The 17,444-nt window shown below is 55.6% G+C and carries 15 protein-coding genes; 13 read left to right on the forward strand and 2 right to left on the reverse strand.

Features of this window, described 5'->3' with window-relative positions:
- The first annotated feature begins 40 nt into the window (after window positions 1-40).
- The 10 genes from CDUR_RS00955 to CDUR_RS01000 all read left to right on the forward strand — a co-directional run bounded on the left by CDUR_RS00955 (window position 41) and on the right by CDUR_RS01000 (window position 12,407).
- Entirely contained in the window at window positions 41-931 is an 891-nt protein-coding gene (locus CDUR_RS00955) for a class C sortase (protein ID WP_179418648.1), read from the forward strand.
- A complete protein-coding gene (locus CDUR_RS00960) occupies window positions 928-2,154 on the forward strand; it encodes a SpaH/EbpB family LPXTG-anchored major pilin (protein ID WP_179418649.1) in 1,227 nt (408 codons plus the stop codon). The genes CDUR_RS00955 and CDUR_RS00960 overlap by 4 nt, the downstream gene beginning before the upstream one ends.
- Complete coding sequence (locus CDUR_RS00965; RefSeq protein WP_179418650.1) at window positions 2,151-8,192, forward strand: DUF5979 domain-containing protein; 6,042 nt, start codon at window positions 2,151-2,153, stop codon at window positions 8,190-8,192. Before CDUR_RS00960 ends, CDUR_RS00965 begins: the two co-directional genes overlap by 4 nt.
- Window positions 8,179-9,054 (forward strand): class C sortase, encoded by an 876-nt coding sequence (locus tag CDUR_RS00970; protein ID WP_040359269.1) that lies wholly within the window; start codon window positions 8,179-8,181, stop codon window positions 9,052-9,054. The genes CDUR_RS00965 and CDUR_RS00970 overlap by 14 nt, the downstream gene beginning before the upstream one ends.
- A 430-nt stretch (window positions 9,055-9,484) precedes the next feature.
- Window positions 9,485-9,862, forward strand: a complete 378-nt coding sequence (locus tag CDUR_RS00975) for a hypothetical protein (protein WP_179418651.1) — start codon at window positions 9,485-9,487, stop codon at window positions 9,860-9,862.
- A 30-nt stretch (window positions 9,863-9,892) separates the two neighbouring features.
- On the forward strand, window positions 9,893-10,273 hold the full coding sequence (locus tag CDUR_RS00980; RefSeq protein WP_179418652.1) for a hypothetical protein: 381 nt from the start codon (window positions 9,893-9,895) through the stop codon (window positions 10,271-10,273).
- 198 nt (window positions 10,274-10,471) lie between these two features.
- Complete coding sequence (locus CDUR_RS00985) at window positions 10,472-10,642, forward strand: hypothetical protein (RefSeq protein WP_179418653.1); 171 nt, start codon at window positions 10,472-10,474, stop codon at window positions 10,640-10,642.
- A gap of 156 nt (window positions 10,643-10,798) precedes the next feature.
- On the forward strand, window positions 10,799-11,353 hold the full coding sequence (locus CDUR_RS00990) for a hypothetical protein (protein ID WP_218865462.1): 555 nt from the start codon (window positions 10,799-10,801) through the stop codon (window positions 11,351-11,353).
- Between the two features lie 49 nt (window positions 11,354-11,402).
- Entirely contained in the window at window positions 11,403-11,588 is a 186-nt protein-coding gene (locus CDUR_RS00995) for a hypothetical protein (RefSeq protein WP_179418654.1), read from the forward strand.
- A 315-nt stretch (window positions 11,589-11,903) separates the two neighbouring features.
- On the forward strand, window positions 11,904-12,407 hold the full coding sequence (locus tag CDUR_RS01000; RefSeq protein WP_179418655.1) for a DUF2247 family protein: 504 nt from the start codon (window positions 11,904-11,906) through the stop codon (window positions 12,405-12,407).
- A gap of 11 nt (window positions 12,408-12,418) precedes the next feature.
- On the opposite strand, the gene CDUR_RS01005 is transcribed toward CDUR_RS01000, so the two are convergent.
- Window positions 12,419-13,000, reverse strand: a complete 582-nt coding sequence (locus CDUR_RS01005) for an RNA polymerase sigma factor (RefSeq protein WP_179418656.1) — start codon at window positions 12,998-13,000, stop codon at window positions 12,419-12,421.
- A 183-nt stretch (window positions 13,001-13,183) separates the two neighbouring features.
- On the opposite strand from CDUR_RS01005, the gene CDUR_RS01010 reads away from it, so the two are divergent.
- Entirely contained in the window at window positions 13,184-14,761 is a 1,578-nt protein-coding gene (locus CDUR_RS01010) for a catalase (RefSeq protein WP_179418657.1), read from the forward strand.
- A gap of 18 nt (window positions 14,762-14,779) precedes the next feature.
- Here the strand turns inward: CDUR_RS01010 and CDUR_RS01015 are convergent, their stop codons facing one another.
- Complete coding sequence (locus CDUR_RS01015; protein ID WP_179418658.1) at window positions 14,780-15,445, reverse strand: DUF7822 domain-containing protein; 666 nt, start codon at window positions 15,443-15,445, stop codon at window positions 14,780-14,782.
- 123 nt (window positions 15,446-15,568) lie between these two features.
- Here CDUR_RS01015 and CDUR_RS01020 point away from each other — a divergent pair, with 123 nt between their 5' ends.
- Together CDUR_RS01020 and CDUR_RS01025 are read left to right on the forward strand one after the other, a co-directional pair.
- On the forward strand, window positions 15,569-16,000 hold the full coding sequence (locus CDUR_RS01020) for an Ohr family peroxiredoxin (RefSeq protein ID WP_179418659.1): 432 nt from the start codon (window positions 15,569-15,571) through the stop codon (window positions 15,998-16,000).
- A gap of 196 nt (window positions 16,001-16,196) precedes the next feature.
- A complete protein-coding gene (locus tag CDUR_RS01025; protein WP_179418660.1) occupies window positions 16,197-17,444 on the forward strand; it encodes a salicylate synthase in 1,248 nt (415 codons plus the stop codon).

Here is a 17,444-nt window from a genome sequence, read left to right on the forward strand (position 1 = left end):
CCTAACCGTTCACTCCACCACTATCCCGAGGAGGCCGCACATGGTGTGGGTAAGCACGAAACCAGCGAAGCATCGTGCGGCTGATCGGGCACCCCGGCTTTCCTCTGCGCCACGCCGCACGTCGGTATTGTCGGCGATCCTTATCGTCATGGGAATAGTTGTGCTTCTGGCTCCCGTGGTCCTGACCAAGTTGCACAACGCTGACCAGGTGCGGATTGCTGAACAGTACTCGGCGTCGATACGCGAGATGCCGGTGGATCAGCGCGAGCAAGAGCTTGCCCGCGCACAGGAGTGGAATGAACGGTTGGGGCGTTTTGAGCTACGCGATCCGTGGAGTTTCGCGCCAGACCCGGAATCCCCCGAATACCAGGAGTACCTGAGTGTGTTGGCGATGAATCCGGTGATGGCGCGCCTGCGGGTCCCGTCGGTGGGTATTGACCTGCCGGTTTACCACGGGTCCACCGAAAAGGTCCTGGCACAGGGGGCTGGGCATGTCTTTGGCAGTGCTTTTCCCATTGGCGGCGAAGGCACGCATGCGGCACTGACGGGTCATACTGGAGTGTCCACATCGACCATGTTTGACAATCTTCACAAGGTGAAGCTGGGTGACACATTCACCGTGGAAACCCTCGGCAAACGAGTGGCGTACCGGGTGGACAACATCATCGTGGTCAAGCCTGAAGATACCCAGCATCTTCAACCTGTGCAGGGCAAAGACTATGTCACCCTGATCACGTGTACTCCCTACGGCATTAACTCGCACCGGCTGTTGGTGCGCGGCGAACGTCTGCCCGACGATTCCCCGGCGCTGGCCGAAAATGTTAATTCCGACCGCTGGCAATGGTGGATGCTCCTGGCCATGGGCTTGTCTGCGCTGGCGTTTATCTACCTCATCCTGGGGTTTGTGAAACGGAAGAAAGGACAACAATGACACGCACAGTCGAGTTGCTGGTGTCTTCACTTCTGGTTGTACTGCTGATTGTGCTCGGTGTGGCGACGATGCCCGCCGCCGACGCGCATCCTCAGTTTGACGCAGGCCGTACAGCGCAACTGAGTATCCACAAAACCGCAAGTTCCACTGACACGGCGCAGGAGCCTCTTGCGGGTGTGGTGTTTGGCATCCAAAAAGTCAATGGAATTGACTTAAACAGCAACGAAGGGTGGAAAGAACTCTCTACGCTTGACGCTCGGGACGTGCAACAACATCCCGAACGACTCGGAGAACTCACCCATGTGGCTACCCGCATGGTAGATGCCACCACAGCCGCCGCAGTGTTTTCGGACCTCCCGCTCGGCGTCTACCTGGTCACGGAGCAACCCGCGCGTATTGGCGACGTGTCCTACTCCGTGGTGGCGCCATTCCTCGTGCCGTTGCCGATGAACACGGGCGACGGTTGGAACTATGACGTTGTGGTGCAGGCAAAAAACCAGCCCATTTCCATCACCAAAACCGCTTCCGCGACTAACGTTCAGTCCGGTGATGACATCACCTACACCCTGGACAGCACCATCCCGGCCCCCGATACGCAGGGAAAACTATACCGCTACATAGTTACTGACCCCCTGCCGAGTGCCGTCGCGTACCGCTCCGCCGAGCTTGCCCTCACTGGTTTCGATGGGGCACCGCAACTTCGTGCCGACACCGACTACACCGTGCGTTACGACGCCGCCAGTCGCGAGGTTACCCTCACCGTCACCGAATCCGGTCTGCGCACGCTTGCCGACGCCCGCGCCCACAACGCCGCTGCCCATGTGCTCGCCAGTATTCGGGTTACCGCTGTGGGTAATCCGGGTGACCCCATTGACAACACGGCAGCGTTCTTCCCTGATGGCTACGACCCGGCCACGAGTAAGGGAATCTCATCAAACACGCACCGGATTGTGATTGCAGACCACAAACCACCTGTTGATGGTTCTGGAAATAACAGCGGAGGTGCTGCCAGTGGTGCTTCTGGCGGTGGGCCTGCTAGCAACGGGACTTCCGCCGACACACCCACATCGTGGCTGCAACGCCGAGGAGTGTTGCGTCAGGGGCAACTGGCACTTACCGGTGCCGGAATTTACGGATTATGCATCGCAGGCGCCACCGCGCTGTTCGCCGGTGCAGCACTCATGTATTACAGGGACAGAAAACAAAGGAAAGCGAAACGATGAGCACACTGGTGAACCCAGTCAGCCACCTCCGGTACCTGCGTATTTCACTGGTGTCTATAGTGAGTGCTGCCCTTATCCTTCTCAGTCAGATGGTGAGCATGCCCGGTGCTCCAGGTGACCTCGGTGCGGCCGTTGCACATGCGCAGGCGAATGCAGCGCAAGAGGGAAGCCAGGGCTGCGACTACCGGAAAGAAGGACCTTTTGCCAATGATATTTGCTGGTTAAACTTCAGCAACATTGATTTTGCCAAGGCTCGTCAGCCGCAAGGCGTTGACGTAAGCATCAAACTTGATTCAACCCTTACCGCCTACTTCAACCTACGCGTGGTGGATAGTTTCACAGACTCACAGAATGGCAAGGTGTGGGATCGAAAGATCCGAGACAGTGACGTGCCATCGTGGACATGGGCGACGTTTGGCAAACATGTGTACACGCGCCCGGATCTCAGAAAGAACCTCAAGAACAGTATTGGTACCACAGCGTTTGGTTCTGGTACGCCAGTAGACAGTCGGTCGTCGGTTCAGCTCACCCGTATGCGTGTCGTTGGTGCCGGCGGGCTGCCCGTTAATTATGGTCTGACTGTGTGGGATGCGGAAAGCACCAACAAGGGTGAATTCCTGGAAATGAGTTCCGATGTTGACCTTGGTGATCCGACCTATTTCACCCCGTCAGGTGCCGAGGCTGCCTGTCGCTTGGGTGCGGTGAAAAATGGCAATACATTCACCTGCAATGGTTCCGAAAGCAACTTTATTGGTTCTTTTGGTTTTTATACGAAAAATCCCACGCAATTCACCACAGTGTTGGGTGGTAAAAGTCAGCAGAAGATTGCTATTGGTTTTGCCAAACTCAATGCCACAGGAACAGTGACGGTGGATCGTAAAGGCGCTGACCGTATCGGGGATACCACCGAGTTTCAACTTGATAATAACTGGGCGAACTCTACCCTTGCTTCCACGACGGTTACCCCTGGTCAGACCACAGGTAACGTGTCTGCAACATACTTGGTGGATAGGAAAGATCCCCGCGTCGAGTTTGTTGGGCAGCTCACTAAGGAAAAGCTTGCGTATCTTCGATACCGTCCAGAGTGGATGTGTCGGGTAGATACTCCCGATGGTCCAGGTGTAAGTAAGGCTCCCAAGACAGCGGACACTAGGGCATTATCCAAAGTGATTTACCGGCAGGAATTCTTTGGGCATATCCACTGTGACGTGGTCTATAAGTCTGTTTTTGATTTTTCCTCGACACTCACCATTGCTAAAAAAGTCACAGGGGACGCAGCTGGGGCTGCACTACTCAACGGACGTGAGTACCGGATGCGGTACACCTGTACCAAGGAAGGTTTTGCCGACGCATACCCCGACCAGCAGGGATATATGAGTGGAGAAGTATCCCTTCGAGGCGGGCAGACGCATCGAGTGGACAACATCCCGGTGGGCAGCAACTGCACCGTGGAAGAAGTGGATCCGTTTACCGACCCCTCCCTGGCTTTTAACAAAAGTGTCTCCGTTGACGACGGTGCTCAGCAGCCCAACCAGCGCGTGGAACTGACCACAAAAACTGGCATCAATGCCGTCACCATGACCAATGAGTACAACAGGATTCTTGGCAAAATCAACGTAACCAAAGATGTGACCGGTCCCGCCGCTGCGCCGTTTGCCAACACCCCGGTGACCATGAAATACCAGTGCACCGGCGACTCAGAGAAAACACTCACCGCCCACCCTGGTAGCGCCGTGACCTCTGCGGTGGAAGTGCCCGTAGAAACAGATTGCTTCCTGTGGGAGGAAATCACCCTGACTCCCGAGCAGCAAGAAAAGCTGCAGATGACCACGAGTTATGCGGTAAATGATGGTCAATTGGCTGTGCTGCAAGGATCCCGTATACCCTTTAGGATCCCAGCGGCTCGCCGCGCCGGTGATATTGCCACACTGCCCATCCGCGTGGTGAACAATTTTGATTACCGGCGGGCACCCCTGACTATCACCTCGACTCTTACTGGTGCTGCTGCGGCCAAAGTAGCCAACAGTGGTGCCACCTTCCCCGTAACGTGGGAATGCACCTGGGATAATGGTGCACATAGTGAACGAGGGGAGGTTCCTTTTTCGCCAGGTTCGGAACAGGCCGTAGCGCAGGTTCCCGTCGGCTCGATGTGTCGTGTTTTTGAAAAGGAACCCACCGGCGGGCAACCCGTGCTCTCCCAGGTGGAGCTCACTAAATCCACCGTCAAGTATGCTGACGGCGAGAAAACCAACGCCGATGCCACTACGGCCGCGCATTTTGTTGCCATCAAACCAGTGTTCACCAACGGTGGAAACCACGTCACAATAGAAAACAACTACATCGACAAACTTGGTGTGGTGCACCTACAGAAAAAAGTGGATTCTACTGTTAGCGACGCACACTCCGCCGAATACACGGTGGCTTATAACTGTGGTGTCCGCACCGTTGCCACAGCTCACGGCACCACGGACGTTCCCCTGACTGGTCGCATCCGACTGACCGAAGGACACGCTGCCGCACCCATCCAGGCAGATAATGCAGACGCCAATGACCAAGCAGGCGGCGGCATGGGCATACCATTTGGCAACACATGCGTGTTTACTGAAGACCTTGATAACCTTCCCGCCAACACCACGGGAACAAACAGGTTTACGTCGGAGGCGGGATCTCCGATCACCGAGAATGGAACACTCGTTATCAACGATCAGGACACTACTGTCCAGGTGACCAACACCGTAGCGCTCATCCCCGGTGGCCTATCCGTGCAGGCCAGGACGGAAAGCACTGTCGGGCTAGAGACCGATCACACCGATCTTCATGTGGTGTGCAAAGCCCCTGAAGATGCCGTGGGGGCCCGCGACATTGATGACGACCTCGCCTTGTCCACCAACGATGGACACGACACTCATGAGTACGAACGTCACGACGTCCCCTCCGGGACGCTGTGTCAGGTCACGGTAAAATCCGAACCAAATACGCGTAGTAACCCCCTGACCGGTGGTTCCTTCCCGGTTAAGAAAACCGTCACAGTGCAAGTGGACGGTAAAAACATAGGGACCAGCACCTCCTTTGAGGACACCGCCTTCCCGCATTTCCGCGTTGATGATCAGGCAAAAGTCGTGGTCACCAGCGTCTACGACTACGCCTATGGCGATGTTGCCATCGATAAAAATGTTGCTTTTGATAGCAACACGGGAAATATGGTGCCCGACCATGATGGCAAACAAGCGCACGACTACACCTTCAACGTGGTGTGCACCACCCCCCTCGGAGCGAGTTCCACCCATACTGTGACCGCGCACCATGGCCAACGGGGCGTCGTCACGCATGTGCCGGTGGGAAGCGTCTGCTCAGCAGCAGAAAAACCACTCACCCCGACGGAACGCGGCGACGGCGTAACACTTGCCGTTACCTCGCACCGTGGCGATGGTGCGGGCGTGGCTGCGGCACCCGCCACGCACAAACTCACCGGTGAGGCAAACCTGCCGTTCCTAGTGACCACGGAAGACGGTGTTCAGACCATGCACTTTGTGAACACCTTCGCGCGCGAACTCGCTGATGTAAAAGTCCTGTTTGCCATGGAAAACCCCGGCAACGACGCGGCGGCGGCACTGACGAGCGGCGACAATCCCAACGATTACACCGTTACCCTGACCTGCACCGACCCGCTCGCGCCAGACGCTGCGCCCATGACCGTGCGTGCCACCCCGCAGCGCCACGACCTTGTGACGAATGGTTCCGCAGAAATTACCCTGCCCAACGTGCCCATTGGCACCAACTGTGTGGCCTCTGCGGGCATTCAGAACGTGACATTCAACTACACAGCGCAATTGCCGTCAGGCCAGGTCACCTCACGGCCGGAACTCACTACGCGCACGACGTGGAAAACTGACGACACCCTGCCTACCTACATCCTGGAAAACGACTCGAAATCCGCGGACACCAACCACTCCACCCCGCTCCGCGTGCGTGCAGGGCAACCCGCGAACGGCAACAACACCGTTAACGTGACTGTTCGCCATACCTACACAACCGCAGCAGTCGAGATGAAGAAAGTAGTAAAAATTCCCGCCGACGACGCGCAACTACTCCGCGACGCCCGCCCCACCTACCACTTCACCTACGTCTGTAAAGGCCCCGATCTGAGCACTACCAACCCCAGCGGAAACGTCAGTAGCCTGTTCACAAGCGCTACCTTTGAGGGTGACGACCTCCTTGGAACCGGATTCATCTCGTCACCTGGGTCGCATCCCACCGGACGCGAGGAAAAAACATTTGAGTACCGCAACTTTGCCAACGATGACAGCGTGATCCTGCCCGTCGGCTCCTTCTGCCACATTGAAGAACAAGAGCCCAGCGGCAACCCCGACGCACTCACCATGAACAAAGACCCCCAAGGACCTCAGGTTTTCCAGGTGAAAAGCCTTGAGGACATCCAACCGGGACAAGAAAACGCGGCCAACATCTGGGTATTCACCAACACCTACAGCCGACGCGCCACAGCCATCGGTGCCTACAACTACGTCACCGGTTCTGGAAAAGACCACGCGGCAACCGACTCCTACACTTTCACCTACCGATGCACCCTTGACGGAAAGGACTACCCCAACAACACCGGAACATACACTCTCGACGCCGCGCACACTGGCGATTACGCAGGACTCGACGGAACAACGCTCGTCACCCGCAACAGCGCAGGTAACGACGTCCCCAGCACCACCGCCTTCACCGCGCCTGCTGGTGCGCTCTGCACCGTGACCGAAAGCGCTGACTCCGTACCCGCAGCGCCGGAACTCGCTGCAACTGGACGTACACCCCACCACGACCGCAGCCCATACACCCTGTTTATGGGGCGTGCCGGAAAAGACAATAAACCGGGGCTCGCCGTTGACAAAGCAGCACAAGGCGGCTCGGCACACACCACGCCCGTGGATGATGGGAAAGTTGATTTTGCAGGCAACATGATTGTTCCTGACACCACGACCGAACAGCAAGCATTCAAAAACCGCACCTTCACCTTTGAAGTACCGACCACCATGGATGCTGCCCAGCCCTACGGGTACGAAATAGTCACCGGGCATGTCTACGTCATAGACACCAAAGACATCACCATTACTAAGACCGGACGCTTGCCTGAAGATGCGCAAGACCAACAATTCCGCTTCAAATACAGCTGCGAAGGAGGAACACCCCACGAAGACATAATTCGCGTAGGCGCGCGCTTCACCATCGCTGGAGTGCCCGTCGGTAGCACCTGTCACGTGGAAGAAGTCCCAGATTCCTACACCATCAACAGGCTGCCGCCACAGATCACCTGGACCACAGGTGCCAACTCGCGGATCGGAGACTTCCGCAGTTACACCGGCGCTGAAACAGTCCAGCGTGAAAACAACGGAGTATCCTTTACGGTCCAGCCCGTGGCCGACGTCAACGACACAAAACCTGACCCTGCACACTGGGCTATCACCGTTGACAACAGCTACCCGAACATCACGCTCACCAAAACAATCGACGGCCCGCGTGTCTCACCCGACTGGACCAACGAACTCAACACAGCAGTGCTTCGGCCGGGTCAGCCCGACATGATAGTCAACTACCATGTGCAGAACACTGGGCCGCTCCCGCTGACCAACGTGAGCATTCGCGACCTCGAACTACGCAGCGAAATCCACCAACTCACCGACGACGCGGGGAACCCCATCACACGGCTTGATGATGGCACACTCAGCGGACTCAACTGTGCAGCCCTCCTACAACCAGGGCAAGAAGTGGACTGCAAAGTACACGTGAAATTCCTGGAAAACGAAGACAGGCCGCTCTACTACGGTGGGGAAGCCTACGCCATCGCCAAATTCGGCGATGCCGACGTCACGGACCAGGACTTCTTTGCGGCAATTCGTCCGCCGCTCCTGCCCTTCCTGCTCCCCAACACCGGCACAAAAGCCATGGTGTGGGTACTAGGTATCGGACTTATTGTGGCGCTTGGGGCACTGTGGAACTACATGCGCCGACGCAAGGATGACGATGGCGACGCTTAAGGTGCGTGAGTCGGCGCGGAAGACGCGGCGTCGACACGCAAAAAAGCGCAGCTGGAACCTCCTGTTCGTGCTGCTGGGTACACTGATCCTGCTGTACCCAGTGGCAGCAACCCTGTGGAACGATCACCGCCTAGAACGCATCGCCGAGGAGTACAGCAAAAACGTACAAGCCATCAAACCCGAAGAAACGGTGGAGCGCTACATTGACGACGCTCGCGCCTATAACGCGGAACTCGCAGCACAAGGCCACCTGCCGAAAAAAGACATTGACGGCGACCCTGACTATGAGAACTACAAAAACCAACTCAACACCCCGCAAACCAACGGGGTGATGGCACGGCTGCAAATTCCCGCCATTGACGTTGACCTGCCTGTTTACCACACCGTCCGATCCGAAGTGCTCTACCGCGGTGCTGGACACATGCACGGCAGTGACCTGCCCGTTGGTGGCATGGGGACCAATGCTGTCATCTCCGCGCACACTGGCATGGTTGATGCCACCATGTTTGACAACCTGCCGAAACTCAAAGACGGGCAAGACGTGTACATCAACGTGCTTGGTGAACGGTTGCGCTATCGCGTTACCGGCCGACAGGTGGTCAAGCCCGAGGACTACTCCGCAGTCACTTACGAGCCCGACAAAGATAAAATCACCCTGGTTACCTGCACGCCCTACGGCATCAACTCCGACCGGTTGTTGGTTACTGCCGAACGCATAGCTCTCGACGCCGAACCGCACGACGCGCTAGGTCCGCGTTACCGATTCGCGTGGTGGATGATTGCCGACCTCGTAGTCATTATTGTGGTGCTGTTGATCGTGCTGGTCAGCGAGGTGAGAGGGGCTATGCGGAAAAGAAGGTAGCTGCGGCGAAAACCAAGGCCGATGCTGCGAAGGAGGTGGCGGTGTTGGGGGCCGGTGACTCCAATGGGTGCTGCGACAGGGGCTGAGCGTGTTATGAGGTCTGTGCGTAGTGCTCACGCTTCACAGAACGCGCAGCCAGTGGGGGTGGAGACGAAAGGCACTCCGGTCACCCGCGTGGGGAAACCTCCTACACTTATGACAAGGTGGGATGGGTCACCGAAACTGCGACCAGGCGGAGCTTATTGAAGCCACTGCTCACGCGGTTTAGCTACGCTGGGTATTCAGATCAGGTGACCCCTAATACTGGTCACGGTAAAGGCGCTATTCATATCCCAAATAAGTCTCTTCCTGCTGGATAGGGCGCTTTACCTGAAGGGTTTAGCCCTATAAAACCAATAGGCACATAGAAAAGATGATTGAGGTGTCAGGTGTGAATGTTGTAGATGCTTTTGATAAATTTGACTACTTCAGGGGATTCTTTCTGGAATCAATAGCAATCAGTTATCTTGAAGATGGAAAAATAAATTGTCACGTCTCGCTTAGGAGGGGTGGGGAGTATGGTGAAGATTATGGCCTAGATGTGCCCAAGGTGGCTAATATTACAGTAGGTGACGTCTCGTCATATAGACTTTATCAAAAACCTGGAATTATGAGATTGCCCATCCTTACTGGTGTCCATCTTGTGGATATTGATGGAAAACTGGGTATTGACTTTGGAGATTTGCCGAGTCAACCCAAGGATGCTGAGAGATTTTTATCGTCAAAGTTATTTTTCATTGGAAGATATATTGACTTGCAGGTAAATTGAAAATTTTGAAAAGGGTAGGTGTTGTGATCCTTGAATAAGTATGACATTTTTGAAAGGTTTAATTACTTTCAAGATTCCTTGTTGCGGTCTGTAAGTATTAAATATGCGGAAGATGGGAGAAAAAATGGTGAAGTAGTCATATATACCCGGGACTATATTGATGGTGCTGAAGTATGGGGAACTGTTACTATTCTTGTCGCTAATGTGTCCTCATATAGATTTCAAGAAGCTGTGAACACAACAGCGGTGGTTATTTCCACTGGTGCCCATCTCGTTGATTTTGATGGAAAAGAAGGTGTAGAGCTTGGGGATATCCTAGATGCCCCTGAGTCATTAGAGGAGTTATTTTTCTCTGATTTGTTTATTTTAGGCGATAGGGTTGAAATAATTTTGAGTGAAGAATTCTGCTAGAATTTTTGGTGTGGCGGATGCTAAGCTCCGTAGATATGTAGATGCGTTTTTTGCTGCCTGGGATCAAGAACGTCCAATCAGTTGCTGATAGCGAACCCCGAGTGTATGGCCTCGGAACGGTATGTTGATGATCTGCATTTTTCGCTGACTCGCTGAGGTTATCTGTTCGGCGGGAGGAAACGGTTGATGGGATGATGGATGAATAATTTTACTATACTTAAACAATTTAATTATTTTCAAGATGATTTACTAAGCTCTGTTGGTATAAGGCATACTAAAGAGGCTGGTTTAAGGGATTGTAAAATAGCTATTGATTTAGGTGGCTGGAACCTCAATGTATGGGGTGGAGTTATAGATTCTTGTATCTAGCGCCTTATAATATAGATTTGAAGAATTGGCTGATCATTTAGCTCAAGTTATCTTTACGGTGTTTATCTCGTAGAATGTGATGGAAAGGTAGGCATTGACCTTGCCGACGCTTCAGGCGCTCTGCCTGTGTTTTGGAAGGAAAATTTACAGCTAATCATGAACTTTGAAGATTTTGATCAAGCTTACGAGTGGTTTACGCCACGTCACGACCCGATGCCTTTCCCTAAAATGACTAAAGCGCAGCTAAGGAACGCTGTTAAGTTGTTCAAGGAGGATCAAGGACCAAGGATTACGTATGTCGCAGAGTACCTAGACTCTACAAGTGGGAAAGATTTTCCTACGCTTGGTGATTTGGAACAGTTGTTGCGGTTGGGTAGGAAGTCCATGGATAGGACTGGGCCAGAGTTTGATGATATTTCTGGCACTTTTTTCAGTCTGGCCAATGATTTTGCTTTCTGTCTGTGTGCATTCTTGCAGAAGTATCGGGATGATGTGGATTGGGTGGCATCGAAAACGTCAAAGAAGTCAGGTGCGTACAATCGGCCGTTGATAGCTCGTCCTAATTATGAAACCTCAAAAGGGTATATTGATGGTCTGCGTTTTTTTTCTGACTCGTTGAGGTCATCTGTTCGACGGGGGAAAACGGTGGATGATGTGATGAGGCAGTTGAAACGTTCAATAAAAAGGAATTTCGACATTGACCTCAGCTAGCATCGTCTCGAAGCAATAGGAAGGAACTTTCGTTCCTGATTCCGGCGAGATGATGCGCCGCAGCCCAACAATCAAGGAGTTCTATCTTGAGTGGGAAGGGCTGCGGGTTTTCGGCGCGATTGACATCACGAACGTCCCGAAGGAGCTGGAGATACGGTTCACCTCACCGCGCCCGCCTAAAGAAGTGTCGTTACTCTTGACCGCCTACAGCAGCGTTAACGCACGCGGACGGTAAGCTTTCGGAGAGAATCAGGCTGGTCCATGGTGACGTAAATACAACCCAGCATGGCGAGAATTACGCTCGAATCTCTATTCATGGTGCAACGCCAGAATCGTCAATTCTTGTATATAACGAGTACCCGGTAGGTTCCCCGGGGACTCATGGATGTAAAGCAGTGGGATGCTGGTTGAATGTAGCGATAACTGCATTGCGTTTCAATGCAACTCATGGAAACCTGCCGATAGGAGGGCTTTTGCTGACCTGCAGGGAACCAATACCCTGCTGCGCTGAGCAAACCAACAAGCATGCCAAGCAAGAAGGAACAACGCCATGGAAAGCCATTACATCGGTTTCGCTGGCATACGCGACAGTATAATGACGTGGCGCGACCTGCAATGGGGGCTTGAGCAGGGGCTGATCAATCATGAGGACGTTGTTCGCTTTTCGGACTCCACTCTAGATGCTTCAGGTGTGCTCGCTGACCAGCTGCATCTCAACCTCTCAACCTGCTACAGGGAGGACGCGTGGGCCATAGAGGATGCCCTCAATGCATTAGTCAACGCCCATAACGCAAGCGTAGACATTTCACTATGGCAGTACCTTGTCCTACGCCACGTCTACATCAACAGGGATTCCTACCAAGATCCTTTAGATGAGGTCGCCTCGATTTACGCTGATTTTGGCTTCGATGAAGAAGTAGAAAAGTTCGTGTACTACATGCCCCCTAGTGACTACAACCCATCTCGCCACACCTACGAGGAGAATATCGCGAGACTATACGCCAACTGGGAGTTATATCTTCGCACTAACCGCGACAAATACGTCCACCACTAACTCAGGAAACGTTAGCCCAGCCCCCACGCCTTGGTTTCTTGTTCTTGGGCGTGGGTGGCGGCGATCACGTCGGCGCGGGCGCGGGCGACGCGGGAGCGTATGGTGCCGATGCGTACACCCGTGATTTTGGCGGCTTCTTCGTAGGTGTATCCGAGTATTTGGGTGAGTATGAGGGCTTCGCGACGTTCGGGAGGAAGGGCGTCGATAAGCAGGCGCGCGTCTACCCATTCAGTCCAGGTGCTGGAGGAGGGGGTACGTGCTTCGATGGCTTCCGGCTGGGTGGATGCTTTGCGGGGGCGCGCCATGTCGTGGCGGATGTTGTCTACCCAGACGCGACGGGCGAGGGAGAGGATCCAGGTGCGTGCTGAGCTGCGGGCTGCGAAGCGGGGGAGCGCGCTCATGACGCGGAGGTAGGTTTCCTGGGTGAGGTCGTCGGCGATGTCCTGTCCGCCGAGGTGAGCGAGGAGGCGCCACACGTCTTTTTGGGTGGCTTGGATGAAGTCGGTGAGGGCAGCGCGGTCGCCTCGCCCTGCTTTGAGGGCGAGTGCGGTTACGGCGTCATCGGCCGATTCGTGCGCTGCGTGGGGGTTCATACAAGGAAGAATACCAGGTTACGTGCGGGGTGCGGTGATGCCACATACGTCGATAGGTCGACATGATAAATAGAATCTGCCTAATGAAGGTTCGCCTTGGTTGCGCTCTACCCTATCAATATATAACCTATTGATAAGCCCGAATTGATAAGACTCTCCCACTAGTGGAAGGATTCGTAACCCATGCCCCACACTCCACCCAGCAACAGCAGCCAGTCCTCCGCCGCCGACCCCATCGTTTCCGCCGGACGTTGCCCCGTCGTCCACGGAGCAGCTGCCAGTGCGTCAACAAACCTCAACGGCGCGCCCACCCCCAGCGAGAATCACTCCGTTACCCAAGGCCAGCAGGGCGGAATATCTTTGCACGATATTCACTTGATTGAAAAGCTTGCCCACTTTAACCGCGAGCGCATCCCGGAGCGTGTGGTGCACGCGAAAGGTTCCGGCGCTTTCGGCGAGCTGGTCGTCACCGAGGACGTGTCCGCTTACACCTGTGCAGCCTTGTTCCAGCCCGGCACCGTCACCCCGCTGCTGCTGCGTTTCTCCACTGTTGCTGGTGAGCAGGGCTCACCAGACGCGTGGCGCGATGTACGTGGATTTTCCCTGAAGTTTTACACCTCGGAGGGCAATTACGACATTGTGGGTAACAACACCCCGGTGTTTTTCCTCCGCGACGGCATTAAGTTCCCGGACTTCATTCATTCCCAGAAGCGCATGCCGGGTTCTGGCCTGCGCGACGCCAACATGCAGTGGGATTTCTGGACCCGCACCCCGGAGTCGGCACACCAGGTGACCTATGTGATGGGTGACCGCGGCATTCCAAAGAGTTTCCGTCACATGGATGGTTTCGGTTCCCACACCTACCAGTGGATTAACGAGGCCGGTGAGCGTTTCTGGGTGAAGTACCACTTCAAGACCCGCCAGGGCTGGGAATTCTACACCGACGAAGAAGCCGCACGGGTCGCAGGTGAGAATGCCGATTCCTCCCGCAGCGATCTGTACGATGCTATTGCGCGCGGAGACTTCCCCACGTGGGACGTGAAAGTGCAGATTATGCCCGTCGATGAGGCCGCAAGCTATCGCTGGAACCCCTTCGATCTGACAAAGACCTGGTCCCAGAAGGATTACCCACTCATTCCGGTGGGGCATTTCACCCTGAACCGCAACCCGGAGAACTTCTTCGCCCAGATCGAACAGGCCGCGTTCGCTCCGTCGAACCTGGTACGCGGCATTGGTTTCTCCCCGGATAAGATGCTGCTGGCCCGCGTGTTCGCATACGCCGATGCGCACCGCTACCGCGTGGGTGCTAACTCGGATCAGCTTCCGGTGAACCGCCCGGTCTGCCCGGTGAATTCCTACAGTCACGACGGCCCCATGACCTACCAGTTCCAGGGCCCTGACCAGCCGGTGTATTCCCCGAACGGCTACGGACGGCCCGCAGGTTTCCAGGATTCCGGCACCAGCTCGGACGTCGATACGAACCTTGGGTCTGCAGGCAACCTGGGGTTGTGGGCGGACACGCACGGTAGTGAATTCGTCCGTGATGCTTACGTAAAGCACCCCGACGATGACGACTTCATGCAGGCCGGCATCCTAGTGCGGGAGGTGCTTGACGACGCCGCGCGCGAACGGCTTGCAGGCAACATCAGCCGTGCGATGAACGGCGTCACCCCCGAGGTGGAGCAGCGGGTGTATGAGTACTGGACCAACGTTGATCCGTGGTTGGGTAACCGCGTGCGTGAGCTGTTCACCAGCGCCTAAGCCCTTTACTGCAGCCCTTTACTGAGTGAAATTGTAGTAGTCACCGAACTCACCAAATGCGGCAAACCCCAAGCGATGAAGATTCTCCTGGGGTGTGCTGGTGAGTTCGGTTTTTTCTATGTCATTGTGCAGGTAGGCGGCGTATTCTTCATCGCTCATGGCATCAAAATCGGGGAAGAAAAAATCGTCTTCCTCGTCGGTGGGAGCCTGCTTCGAGGATTCAGTAAAAATGCGGATCAGGCGCTCTTCTGCCGCAGCATCCACGCGAGTAACCTCTGCGTGGTCGCGCCCTAATTGCTGTTTGAGATTGCCAGTAAGCATCTGGGCCACGTCCACGGATTCCAGCAATACATGCGTGCAGCCCTCCAATGTGGGCTGGGTTATCACAGTGGTGACCTGCTGAATCATGTTTTCCAATTCTTCAGTCTCCACAAGCGAATGCTGATTATTCAGTTCCATGCAGCGGTCTAGGAATGCCAGAACCTTCTGCTTGCCCTCCGCATAGTCCCCGATAATGGCCAGCGCATCCTCGTCCTTGAACGTGCGGCTGGGCACGAGCTGCGGGTTGTGGCTGCACAGCAGCTGAAACAACAGTGGGATCTCGTAGGGATTCACCGCAATGCAGCGATGCTCCAGTTTGTCGCCTGTGGGTGTGACCGCGTAAAGCTCCACAGTATTGGACATTGCCTGCTCCATAGGTGGTAGAAGAATTGGTACAGTGTGCATGCTACCCTGCGAAGCAGACACGGCAGGAACGTCGTGATCTACAATAGTGTGGACTGTCTCACAGATGAAAGGACACTGACCATGGCAGAAACCCTGTACACCGCAACCGTCACCTCCACCGGTGGGGGCCGCGACGGCCGCGTCGAATCCAAAACTGGCGACCTCGCCCTTGATGTTCGCCCGCCGAAGGAACTCGGTGGTGCAGGTGGTGCCGCCAACCCCGAGCTGCTGTTTGCCGCCACCTGGGCGTCCTGCTTCAACGGTGCGCTTCAGCTCATCATGAAGAACGCGGGTGTTGACGTCGCTCACCACCAGCCCACCGTGACCGCCGATGTGTCCCTGAACCGCGACCCCAGCGACGAGGGTTTCCGCCTCAGCGGCACCATCACCGTTGCGTTTGCCAACCAGGACGAGCTGTCTAACGCCGCCGAGCTGATGGAGAAGGCCCACGCCTTCTGCCCCTACTCCAAAGCCGTGCGCGGTGAATTCGACGCAGACGTTGCGCTTGGGTAACTTTTACTAGGAACCCATTACCCCAAACCAGCCCACTGGGGAGATGGCCCGCGCCCGCATAACCCACCCCATCATGCGAGGCGCACGGTCGTCTACCTTGTTGTGTGCTGGTGATTGTCGTTTTATGGCCTATTTGTGCTGTTACTGCGAGGTCACCGCATGCACCGGCCACCACGCGGACTTCAAGGAGATAGGCATGTTTACAGAAACAATCCTCACCACAGCACAACCAACACGGAACATTCTTGCGGCGCTCACCAGCGCACTGGGGGATTACATTGTCTACGAACAAGGCGAGGTCACCTTCATTGTGGCCCAGCCTGTCTGGGAATTCACCCTGCACGGCGGGCACGACACCCCATGGGATGCGGTGCGCGATGTCATTCAGGGCACCGACTACGCCCACGACCAGGCCATCTATGGGTGGGTGGGGTTTGAACTCGCCTCCGGTGGGGCAGCGGGGCAGGAAATAGCACACTTTCTTATCCCTGGTATTGAAATCCGCATCGCAGGCGAGAACGTCACCATCCGCACTAGCGACGATGTTGCCCCAGACGTGGTGGCCCAACTCCGCAGCATCATCGAATCGGCTGACCCCTACCAGCCCGAACCCCCACGAGGGGCCAATGTTCGCGCACTGGATCAGCGCTACCTTGATGCTGTCGCAGCAGCTGTGGCGGAGATTCAGGCCGGTGTCCTGCAAAAAGTCATTCTCTCCCGCGTGGTTGACCTCCCCTTTACCGTGAATATGCTGGACACCTACCTGCATGGCAGGGCAGCCAACACCCCGGCGCGCTCCTTCCTGTTCTCGTTGGGCGACTGGCAGGCGGCTGGATTCAGCCCGGAAACAGTGGTGGAGGTGAATTCTCGTGGCGAGGTGTCCACCCAGCCACTCGCGGGGACTAGGGCGTTGACTGGGGACGCGGTGGAAGATGAGATTCTGCGCAGTGAGTTGTTGGCTGACCCGAAGGAAATATTCGAGCATGCTGCATCGGTGAAGCTTGCTTGTGAGGAACTAAGCATGGTTGCTGATGCCAACGGCCCGTGGGTGTCTGAGTTTATGGAGATCAAACCTCGCGGTAGTGTGCAGCACCTAGGTTCACGGGTGAACTGCCACCTAGCAGACGGGAAGAACGCGTGGGATGCGCTGGCGGTGTTGTTCCCGGCGATTACCGCCTCGGGAATCCCGAAGGCCCCGGCCTACGAGTTGATAAAAAAGCATGAAACCGCACCCCGCATGCTCTATTCGGGTGCTGTGTTGCGCGCCGACAGCGATGGTTCCCTTGACGCTGCGTTGGTGCTGCGCACCGTGTACCAGCATGCGGGGAAAGCATGGCTGCGCGCTGGTGCTGGCATTGTGCTGGGGTCCACGCCCGCCAGAGAGCATGAGGAAACATGCGAGAAGCTCAGCAGCGTGGCACCATACGTGGTTGCCCAGGACTAG

This window comes from Corynebacterium durum, assembly GCF_030408675.1.
Classification (GTDB): Bacteria; Actinomycetota; Actinomycetes; order Mycobacteriales; family Mycobacteriaceae; genus Corynebacterium; species Corynebacterium durum.